This is a genomic window from Sphaerisporangium sp. NPDC005288 (assembly GCF_040607475.1).
In the GTDB taxonomy this organism is placed as follows: domain Bacteria; phylum Actinomycetota; class Actinomycetes; order Streptosporangiales; family Streptosporangiaceae; genus Sphaerisporangium; species Sphaerisporangium rhizosphaerae.
Map to the genome: position 1 here is coordinate 1 of NZ_JBEXGT010000095.1, position 11,018 is coordinate 11,018.

Sequence of the window (11,018 nt, forward strand, 5' to 3'; positions counted from 1 at the left end):
ATCACGATGTCCACCGGCGTGCCGCAGGTCCAGCCGTCGGAGGAGGTGGACAGCAGCATGTCGGCCCCGGAGCGGAGGCCGACGTCGCGCAGCACATCGGCCAGGCGGGCGCCGAGCCAGCGCGCGTTGCCGACGTAGTTGTCCCCCACGTCGTTGGACACGGCGCCGTCCGGCCCAAGCGGGACGTCCTCCGGCGTGCGCACCGCCCCTTCCAGTCGCTGGACCGGCGGCATCCCCTGCGGGATCGTGAGGGGCCTGAGCGCCGACGGCCGCCACTCTTCGATCTCCGCCGCGAGTTCGTAGTCGCGCCATCGGACCCCGTCGGAGGTGACCACGGGGTTGTACTCCGCCTCCGAGAACGACGCCCGTGCCGCGAGCCCCCGCCCTTCCAGCAACCGCTGCCCCTCCATGGACCGCTGCCCTTCCAGGGATCGCTTCTCCGAGGAGGGACCAGCCTCTGAGGACCGCTGCCGCGACGCCCCCGCGCGCGACGGACCCCGTGGTTGACTCCGGACAATGCGCTTCCCACAACTTCCGCACCGACCCGGTCAGAGGCCGATGCTAGGGGTGCCGCACGGCCCCGGCGGGCCGATCGCGGCAATCACCTGGGACCACACGCGCAGCCTTGGGACGCCGCCACGCGTACAGCACGGCGGATTTCCGCGGGATGCTGATCAGCAAGGTGATCGGCGCCGCGTGGGTCACCTCGATTCACCTGAGGTTCCGCCGAACCACCGGTTGACCAACCGGCCGACGCCCACGCCCGTACCGGGCGTGGGGGAAACCAGAGGCGGCGCATGTCCCGGAAGAGCGGACGGCCGACGCCGAACACACGGCCTCGCTTGCCGACCGAGTGACAACCTAGCCCAGGTACGTGTCGAGCGTTACGTAAGCCCCGAGTTGCGACAAAAGAAAAATCAAACGCTCATTGAATTGTATGCCGTCCTGACCACTGCGAGGGGTCCAGGCCAACATTACGCCGATCTCCGCCTCTTCGCTGATCCCGCGAAGGCTCTCCAGCTTCTCCTCCAAGAACCTCTGTACCGCCTGAAGCGTTTCGTCAAGCGAATCTTCTGCGGACTCCTCCAGGTCCAGAAGCCAGAAAGGTGAGGAAGCGGGCGCGCTGGACGCCCGGCCTAGATCGTTCGCGATCGCCTGCGGCGTAGCCGTACGGCTGTGTATTCTTAGAGTCGCCTTCGACCAGGTCGTTGACATGTCACTCATCCGGAAGGAATTCGTAAATGTTACCTATGGAGTCCTCTCCAGGACTTCCATCGGGAAGTTTGGGATATACTTCGCCCGTTTTTGGATCGACCAAGGTGTCGGGATTCTTTCGTTTACCACTACGTGGCATCTTTACCTTCACGCGATGGATAGCCTCCTTGATCTCTTTCGTAGACCGCCCCAACTTTTCTGCTATCGCACCCTCCTTATCAAGTAACCTTCCCTTCCATTCTTCCTCGTCGTCATCGTCGTCCACCACGTCGGGTGTTCCGTCGGCGTCGTCGTCGGCGTCGATGGCGTCGGGGGCTCCGTCGCCGTCGGAATCGTAGTCGGTGACCGTGTCGGGGCAGGCGTAGCGGATGGCCTGCAGGCAGTCGGGGTTGGAGCCGGGGCCGTCCTCGGTGGGCGGCAGCCAGTCGAGGATCCCCGGGCCGGGCCCGTCATTGATCAGGGGCGGGTCGAAGGGCAGAAGTCCCGGGCACAGGCCGCTGCACACGTCGTCGACGTCCGTCGGAGCCGGCGGGTCGATGGTCGGCTGGTCGCCGATCGGATCAGGGACCGTCTCGCAGATGGTCATCGGGTCGACCAGCCAGCGGCAATGGGGAAATACCGGGTCGGGGGAGCCGAGCCCGAACCGGCCGGGGCTCGATGTCCCGAGGTTCACCGCGTCCGGGCGGTTGAAGTTGTCCAGGGTGACCTCGACCGGGCTGCTCGACGTGCCGGCGCCGGCAGTGCTTCGCAGGCCCTTTTCCAGCAGCTTGACGCACTTGGCACTGCTGGAGCAGGTGACCGTCCCGCCCTGCGGGGGCCGCGACATCTGAGGGATGCCGCCGCTGACGGTGCCGTGACCGGAAGCCGTTCCCTTTCCGCCGCCGCCACCGCCCGAGCCACTGCCCGAGCCACCACCGCCACCGCCACCGCCCGAGCCACCGCCCGAGCCACCGCCCGAGCCACTGCCCGACTTGCCATTGCCCGACTTGCCATTGCCGGGTTTGCCGCTGCCACCGGCGCCGCCAGGCTCGCACGTCTTCTTGTCCGTGCAATACGTCGGCGGGGCGATGGGCGGAGTGGTGTGGTTGTAGTCGTCACAGCTCCCCCCGTCGGCTCCGCCGGGCGTGCCGGGCGCGGGCGCGGGCTGGGCTCTGGCCAGGCAGTAGGTGGGGATGCCTCCGCCCGGCGACATGTCCGAGTGCCCGGAGGGGTCGGTGCCGGTCAGCGGATTTCCGTTGACGTAGGTGTAGCGGTTGGCCTGGATGGAGGGCGACGGCGGGAGGTTCCAGCCGTCGCGGGAGGCGAAGCCGCCGGTGCCGGGCTGGTACCAGCGCGCGTGCATGTTGACCGCGCCGGTGTCGGCGTCGGTCCACTCGCCCTGGTAGCCGAGCTGGGTCCTGCCACCGGTCGAGGCGGTCACCTCTCCGAACGGGCTGTAGGCCGCTGATCCGGTGAGCGCGCCCGCGGTGGCGCCGAACGCGGCGACGACGTCGCCGTGCCGGTCGGCCAGCATGAACTGGGCCGCCGACGCGGCCGGCTTGGAGCTGAGCGCCTCGCCGTAGACGCCCCGGCCGTAGGTCTCCTGCTTGGTTCCGGCGGCGTCCGTCGTGGCCGCGAGGTCGTTGCCGATGCCGGAGTAGAGGAAGCCGCCGGTGACGCCCTGCTTCGTGCGAGAGACCATCCGGTCCAGGGCGTCGTAAGTGTAGGTGACGCCTCCGCTGCCGGTCATGCGGTCGAAGCCGTCGAAGGTGGAGGTTTTCGTGCTTCCGCCCGTCGTCTCGCCGGAGAGCGTCCCGCGCGCGGTGTAGGTGTAGCTGGACCCGCCGTCCGAGATCAGGCGGTTGCGCTCGTCGTAGGTGGCGGTCTTGCCGCCGGCGCCGGTGCGGTTGCCCGCGGCGTCCCAGATGTAGGAGGTGGTGGCGCCGCCGGGGGCGGTCCAGGAGGTGAGGCGACCGGCGTGGTCGTAGCCGTAGGTGTTGGCCCCGGCGCCGGCCGTCCCGGTGGTGGTCTTGGAGACCAGCCGGTTCTCCCTGTCGTAGGCATAGCCGATGGAGGCCAGGGTGCTTCCGCCGCTGGTCTTGAGGGTGTCGCCGGTCAGGCGGTCCAGCGGGTCGTAGCCGAGGACACGGTTCGGCGCCGAGGTCCCGTAGGTGAGCGAGGTGAGCCGATCGGCGGCGTCGTAGGCGTAGGCGAGGGTGGATCCGGTGAGGGGGTCGTTGGCGGTGGTGAGACGGTCGGCGCCGTCCCAGGTGAAGCTCGCCGTCCCCGCGGCGTCGGTGCGGAGGGTGACCCGCCCGTTGGTGTCGTAGCCGAAGCTCGTCTGGTCGATGCCCTGACGGGAGACCTTGAGCAGCTGTCCCCGGTCGTTGAGGGTGAAGGCGAGGTCTCCGGCGGTGGTGGCGCGTCCGGCCGGGTCATAGGTGAACGTCTTGTCGGGGGTCGCCGACTCGGCGCCGGTCGCCGACTCGCGGATGACCCGGCCGAGGTCGTCGAAGGTCCGGTCGACGCGGACGCCGCCCGGCTCGGTCAGCCTGACGGGGTCGCCCGCGGCGTCGTAGGCGGTGGTCCAGGTGCGGTCGGCGGCCGCCGGGTGCCGCGCCGTCGCGGGTTCGATCAGCGATTCGGTCAGGCCGAGGCTGTTGTAGGTGGTGATGGTCGCGTTGCCGCGGCCGTCGGTGTACCGGGTGCGGGACCCGGCGGCGTCGTAGCCGAAGGACGTGGTGATGGACGTGGAGCCGGAGACCGGCTCGACCATCCGGCTGAGGCGGCCGGCGGCGTCGAAGGCGGCGGTGGTGGTGTGCCCTTCGGCGTCGGTGCTGGCCGTCAGGTTGCCGTCGAGGTCGTATTCGCGGGTCTGGGTGCGCAGGACGGTGTTCGACGCGTCGAGGTCGCTGACGCTGGTGGGCCGGCCTGCGAGGTCGTAGCCGACGGTGGTGCCGTCGCCCAGGGGGTCGGTGACCTTCGTCCGGCGGCCGAGGAGATCGTAGGTGAACAGGGTCTTGTGGCCCTGGGGGTCGGTGACGTCGGTGACCTCCCCCGCGGCGTTGACGTTCACGCCGGTGACATCGCCCGCGGGCCGCTTGGTGGAGACGGGGTTGCCGGCGTCGTCGAAGGTGGTCGTCGTCGTCAGCGCCGTCGTGACCGGCTTGCGTTCGATGACCGTGGCGGTGATCCGCCGCCCGAGGTCGTCGTAGGTGGCCTCGTCGCGCGCTCCGGTGGGGTCGGTCGCCGACAGCGGCTCGTCGTCGAGGGTGTAGGTGTAGTCCCAGTTCCCCGGCGGCGCCCCTGTGGCGGCCGGGGGGTCGGTCAAGCGCGCCGTGCGGCCCAAGGCGTCGTAGAGGAACGTCGTCTTGTTCCCGCGAGGTTCGGTGACGCTGGTCACGCGGCCGGCGGCGTCGTACCCATAGGTGGTCTTCGGGGTGACGGGCGAGCCGCCGGGCGGGGTGTACGCGGACCCCGTGACGGAGGTGACACGGCCCGACCGGTCGTAGGCGACCGTGCCGGCGCGGCCCTCGGGGTCGACGGTGTTCGTCCGGCGGCCCGTGCTGTCATAGCCGAAGCGGCGGGTGGCGCGCTGGTCGGACGGTGCGCCGCCCGCTCGTTCCACCGGCGCGAGCGGTCCCTGCGTCTCGATGAGGCGGCCGGCCGCGTCATAGCGCATCAAGCTGGTGTGGTCCAGGCGAGAGGTCCCGGAGGCGTTGCCGCGCGGCGGGGTGATCTCGGTCACCAGGCCGCGGTCGTCCACGGTCCAAGTGGTGACCAGGTCGGTGGTCCCGTTCTCGACCGTCTGCCTGGTCAACTGGTCGGAGGCGTCGTAGGCGTAGGAGATGCTCTCGGTGCGGCCGCTGCCCGCGGCGCTCCACGTCGCGGCCGTCACGTTGCCGTTCGCGTCGTAGGTGAAAGCGGTCGCCCGCGCCAGTCCCGCCGGGTCCAGCGTGCGGGAGCTCAGGCGCCCGGCGGCGTCGTAGGCGAAGTCGACCTGGGTCTTACCGCCGCCTGTCGTCTGCCGGACGAGATGGGCGGCCGCGTCGTAGGCGTTGGATTCCAGGACGACGTCACGGCCCGCGCCCGATCCGTTCAGCCGCGCCCCGATGGCGGTCTGCTGTGACAACAGATCATCGCCGTAGTAGGTGTAGCCGGTCTTGCGTCCCATCGCGTCGGTGATCGACGCCAGGCGGCCGCCGGGGTCGTAGGCGTAGGAGGCGAGCACCACGTCGGTGGCCGTGCTCGGCGCGACGGGGGTGCCCGTCCAGTTCTTCAGCGTGACCGACGCCAGCTCTCCTCGCGCGGTGTAGGCGTAGGCCATCACCGTGCCCACCGCGTCGGTGTAGGTCGTGTAGCCGCCGGTGTGGTCGTAGGCGTACCGGGCCACTCCGCCCTCGGGGCCGGTGACCGTCTCCACCCGGCCGTAGGTGTCGTAGGTGTAGACGGTCGCCTGCGCCGGGTCGCCGCCGGTGAGGTCGGAGGAGGTCTCGGTCAGCTTGTTGCCGTCGCGGTCGTAGCCGTAGGTGGTGCGGGCGGTGTGCGTGACTCCGGTCACCTCGTTCTTGACGCCCGCGCCGGTCTCGGTCAGCGGGCGTCCGAGGTCGTCGTAGGTGTACGCCGTGGTCACCCCGCCGGGGACGGCCGAGGAGACCCGGGTCTCGGAGGTCACCCGCCCGATCGCGTCCTGGCCGTACTTGGTGACCAGCCCCGAAGGGGAGGTGACCTGGGCGAGGTCGCCGGTGGCGGTGTAGGCGAAGACGGTGTCGCCGCCCTTGGGGTCGGTCCGCTTCTTCACCAGGCCCGCCGGGACCGTGCCGCCGCCGATCGCCGCCTCGCCGCCGTCGGTGTAGGCGAAGGTCGTCGAGCGGCCGGTGGGGAAGTCGCCGGTGGCCGGAGTCGTCTGCTTGGCCACCTCGCCGAAGGCGGTGTACTCCACCTTGGTGAGGTAGGTGTCGTCGTCGGGCGCGGAGGACCGGCCGTCACGGGACTCGGTCGGCTTGTCGTTGCGCGGGTCGAAGAGGTTGTCGGCGTCGATGTAGTACGCGTAGTGGCTGGTCGAGCAGGTGGTGGTCGTCCGGCAGGTCGTGCGCCCGATGACACCGCCACGGGCGTTGTTGAAGAACTCGGTGACGTTGCCGTTACGGTCGGTGGTCTTGGTGAGGAAGCCGCCGGTGTCGTAGGTGAGCGCGGTGGTCTTGCCGAGCTGGTCGGTCCACGACACCATCCGGTACCGCCGCGAGGGATCGCTGACGTAGGTCAGCTTGCCGTTGTGGGGGTCGGTCACCGTGATGGTCGCGTTGGCCGGCGCGCTGGAACCGGACGGGAACGACGGCTCCGACAGCTTCCACAGTCCCCCTTGGGAGTCGGTGTGCGTCAGCAGCCGGCCGCCGTCCGCGGCGTAGGTGTTCTGCGCCCAGATCCGCCCGGACGGCTGGGTGATCTTCGTGAGCTGGCGGCGCACCGTCCGGGTCGCGTAATGCGAGGCGATCTGCTCCAGCCGCAGGGGCTTGCCGTAGAGGGCGACCTCGTCGATGGAACCGTTGAACGGGAAGGCCGAGGCGGTGGCCACCGTCGACGGCCAGCTCGACGATCCGAAGCCGTAGCCGATGCGGGCGTCCCACTGGCCCGCGCTGGTGATCGGCTTGTTGAGGGTGCCCACCTGCTGTCCGTCGAGGTACAGGGTCTGGGTGGTGCCGGCGGCCGACAGCGCCACATGGTGCCAGGTGCCGTCGTTGACCGCGCCGCCGGAGGTGATCGGCTCGACGGCGCCGGTCCACAGCTGGCCGCGCAGCCTGCCGTCGGTGCCGACGTAGACGGCGGGGGTGTAGGCGGTGGGAGCGCCGCCCGCGGAGTTCTGGTAGCCGAGGACCGTGCCCGACGCCGTGGTCTTGAACCAGGCCTCGAGCGTCACGTCGCCGCCCGATCCGTTGATGATTCCCGAGGGCAGCGAGACGTACGCCGAGTCGGGGGTGCCCTTGAAGGTCATCGCGGTGTCGGACGATCCCGCCAGCGGGGCGAGGACGCCGCCCGTGGCGTCGGCGGTCCGGCCGGCGATCCTGCCGTCGCCGGCCCCGCTGATCTGACCGACCGCGTTGCCGACGATGGCGCCGAGCGCCAGGGAGCCCTCGCCCAGCCTCCAGTAGCCGCGGGGGTTGAAGTCCTGCACGGAGCTGCGGTAGCGGGACCCGTCGCCGTAGTCATAGAGGGTGCACGCGCCGCCCGAGGCGGGCGGGCACGCCTTGGTGAGCAGGTCGCCGTCGTAGGCGTAGGTCCAGGTGATCGGGGTCGAGTTCACCGGGTCGGTGGACACGCCGGTCACGTGGCCGCCGCTCCAGGTGAAGTTCAGCGACCGTCCTCCGGTCGCGGTCACCTTGGCGAGCTTCCCGCCGGTGCCGTAGGTCAGCGTCTGGGTGCGCCCGCGTCCGTCGGTGACCTTGATCAGGCGCCCGGCGGAGTCGAACCAGTAGGAGGTGGCGGCCTTGTCCATCAGCCGCCACCCGCCGCCGGCCTGCGTCGCCAAGGAGGCGTACATGCCGGACGGGGAGGCATAGGTGCCGTCTCCCTTGGCGGCGAACCGCCACTGGCGCCCGCTCGGATAGGTGATCAGCACCGTGGAGGTGAGCGGCTCGTTCTCCAGCCGGGTGTCCCACCTGGTGCTCCACCCCGCGCCGAAGGCTCCGTCGGTGCGCGGGTCCAGGCTGTTGTAGGTGCGCGTCACCGACAGCGGCAGCCCCACGGCGGCGACCGACACGTCGGTGGTGCTGTGGGTGTAGTTGCCGGTGACGTGGTCGAACTCGCGGCCGTCGGTGCCCGTGGCCAGCTGGGCGTTGACCGAGGCCTGCTCGGGCACGGGGGTGAAGCTGCGCCAGGAGGAGGTCGCCGTCGCCGCGCTGGTCGCCGCCTGGGCGTACCACCAGTACGTCTTGCCCCATTGCAGCTTCCCGGAGGGGACCGTCCAGGCGCCCTTCACCCACGTGGAGGACTCGCACCACGTCCAGTTGTCCTTCGGTCCGGCGCATACCTGGTACCAGTACGACGTCGCGGCCTCACCGGGCACCTGCGCGTAGGCGGACAGCGACGGCGTCAGCGATCCGACCTGGTTGTTGTCGATGGGCGTGAACTGCTGGAAGGTCACCGCCGTCAAGGGCATCGCGGTCACCGTGGCGTTCTGCCAGGACGACCAGGCCGAGTAGGCGATCCCGTCGTAGGCGCGCGCCCGGTACTGGATCGCCTGTCCCTCCGACAGCTTGCCCGCCGGCACCGCGACGGTCGCCGTGCCGCCGGAGGAGACGCCGCTCGCGGTTCCGCTCCACACCTGGCTCCCGCCGGCCTGGACCTGGAACTCCCCCGACAGCAGACCGCCGTCGGGGTCGGTGAGCACCGCCGACAGCACCGGCGTCAGCGACGTGACCACCCCGCCGGTCTCGGCCGTCACCACTGGCGAGATCGCCGGCGTCGCCACCGCCGGTGCGACGTTCGGCACGGTGTAGGTCAGCGACAGCACCGGCTTGTTGCTCCGGGCCTCGGCGGAGGAGAAGCTGCGGACCGCCGTGTAGGTCTGTTCCGGGCCGGTCAGCCGCACCCCGTAGTTCGGGGCCGACCCCGAAAGCCACCCCTGGGCCATCGAGGTCAGATCCCACGTCATCGCCTTGGGCGTGGAGGTGCCGCAGGTCCCTGAGACGTTCGCCCCGGACACCGACGACCAGGCCACCGTCGGCTGGCTGTACCAGTTGATCCCCGAGTACCACGCCGAGGTCACCTGCGAGGCCGTCACCGAGTCGGTACGGCAAGCGGCGCTGGAGGTGTTCCACAGTTTCAGCTCCGCACCGCTCAGCGAGGCACCGGCCGGGAGCGCCGTGAGAGGGAAGCTCAGCAACGTGCGGTCGCGCACGTAACTGGGCGGGCTCTGATAGGTGTTGGCGCTGGTCCCCACATACAGCGTCGAGGACGACGGATAGCCCATCCCCAGCGAGTACGAGCCGTCGGTGTAGGTCGTTGTCTCGATGTAGGTGTCCAGGTCGGGGGTGAGGGTCAGCATCGGGTCCACCCGCACCGGGTACCGCGTGCCCGGATCGCGCAGGAAGTCGGCGTCCGGCCGCAGCACCAATGTCTGCCCACCGTCGTCGTCGGTCACCACCTGCGTGTCGATCTCGCCCGCACTGTCGGCCGCCTTTTCTGCCTGCGCCTTCTTTCCCTGCGCCTCTCCTGCCTGCGCCTTCGCGGTGGAGGACGCGCCCGGTGACGATGCGCCCGCCGCTCCGGCCGACGCCGCGGCGTACATCACCGGCGTGGGAGCGGAGGCGACGACCTCGCCCTTGTCCGAGGTGACCCGCAGCCCGCCCGCGGGAGTCTCCAGCAGTCTCAGCCCCCGGCCCTGGACGCCGAGCTTGATCTCGACCGGCGAGTCAGGGCGCTCGCGCAGCACCACGTCCTCGGAGAACCCGTCGGGAAGCATGGTGACGACCAGGTCGGCGTTCTCGCCCGCCGCACCGGCGTACGTGGCGGTGTTGCCCTTGACGACCGGCTCGGGCAGGGCCGTCGGCCAGGTCAGGGCGAGCGACTGGTCCTTGTCCTTGACCAGCCTCGCCAGCGGGGCGGCCGATCCCCCGGCGGAGAACTCGACGTCCGCCCCGGCCGCCCTCGGGCGCAGCACGCCGTCGGCCTTCACCAGCGAGGTGTCCACCGGCACCCAGGCACCGTCGCGCCGGAGGCGGGAGACGCCCGCCGAGACCTCGGTGGTCAGCGTCCCGTCCGGGTTGGCGTAGGTGAGGGAACTCCCGGTGGTCCGCTCATCGATCAGCACGCGGGAACCGGAACGCCGCGCCCTCAGGAGCGCCGCCGCACGATCGGGCTGATCGGGGCCGTCTTGCGCCGCCTTGGCCGGGTCTTCCTTGCCGCCGGTCAACGCGCCGGGTAACGGCGGCGGCGACTCCAGGCCGCCCGTGGCGGGCTCCGTGGAGGTCTTGTGCGGTTCCTCGACCGGCAGGCTTCCCTTCGGACGCCCGGACGCGGCACTCCGCCGCACGCCGCTCTTCGCTCCGGCCTTCGCCTGGGTGACCGCGGAGTCGACCAGATGCGGCAACCCCGAGGCCGAACCCGACCGCTGGACCGGGCGCTCGGCGGTGCTCACGGACGCCGGCAGGCCGGCCGCCGCCCGTACCGACCCGGCGGTGGCGGGCTGCGCGGACATCTGCACGAACGCCGGGAGGGCCGCGAGAAGCACCACCGGGCCCAGTCGCCGCAGCCTTGAATACGCGGCGACGCCGCCGGGAAATCGCAGTCTCCGCACATCCGGCCGACGAGTCATCCGCGGCACACCTTTCCATCGTCCTGCCGCCAGATGACCGTCGCGACGAATCCGTCACGACGAAGCGGATACCCGCTGCGATCAAGACGGACCGAACGGTCGCCCAGCGCTCATGTCTGTCTCGGGAGCGGTTTCTAGGCACGGTGGAATGGCCGGCCGAAGAACTCGGAATTCGTGGGCGGCCGCCATCGGTCTTTCCGTCCCATGAGTATGCGGGCGCCCGCCGCCTTCGGTCTTGGCGTTCCTTGCACAGTTGTTGTCAATCCCTGCACGCGGTTCGAGCGACTCGGCACCGCTCGGCGCGTGCACCAGGACGCGGCCGGAGCATGCATGAGAGTACGGCGGACACATGGACCAGTGGCCGCCGTACGTCAGTCGATTCACGATGGGCGTTATTTAAATGAAAGGTTAATTTGCGACGACGAGGATGGAGTGCCAGCCGGTGGCACCGTCGGGGGCGGGCGGGGCGTAGTCGGCGGTCTGGGTCCGGCCGGTGGCGTCGGTGGCGCGC

General features: G+C 70.4%; 2 protein-coding genes and 1 pseudogene. All 3 read right to left on the minus strand.

The window, feature by feature from the left end; genetic code table 11:
* A pseudogene (locus ABZU32_RS40525) lies at positions 1–161 on the minus strand (molybdopterin-dependent oxidoreductase); the annotation flags it as partial.
* A gap of 700 nt (positions 162–861) precedes the next feature.
* Positions 862–1,215: a hypothetical protein gene (locus ABZU32_RS40530; RefSeq protein ID WP_354932002.1), complete on the minus strand. Its 354-nt coding sequence runs from the start codon at positions 1,213–1,215 to the stop codon at positions 862–864.
* A 1-nt stretch (position 1,216) separates the two neighbouring features.
* Positions 1,217–10,426 carry a DNRLRE domain-containing protein gene (locus ABZU32_RS40535; protein WP_354932005.1) on the minus strand — a complete coding sequence of 3,070 codons (9,210 nt, stop codon included), beginning with the start codon at positions 10,424–10,426 and terminating at the stop codon, positions 1,217–1,219.
* Between the last annotated feature and the right edge of the window lie 592 nt (positions 10,427–11,018).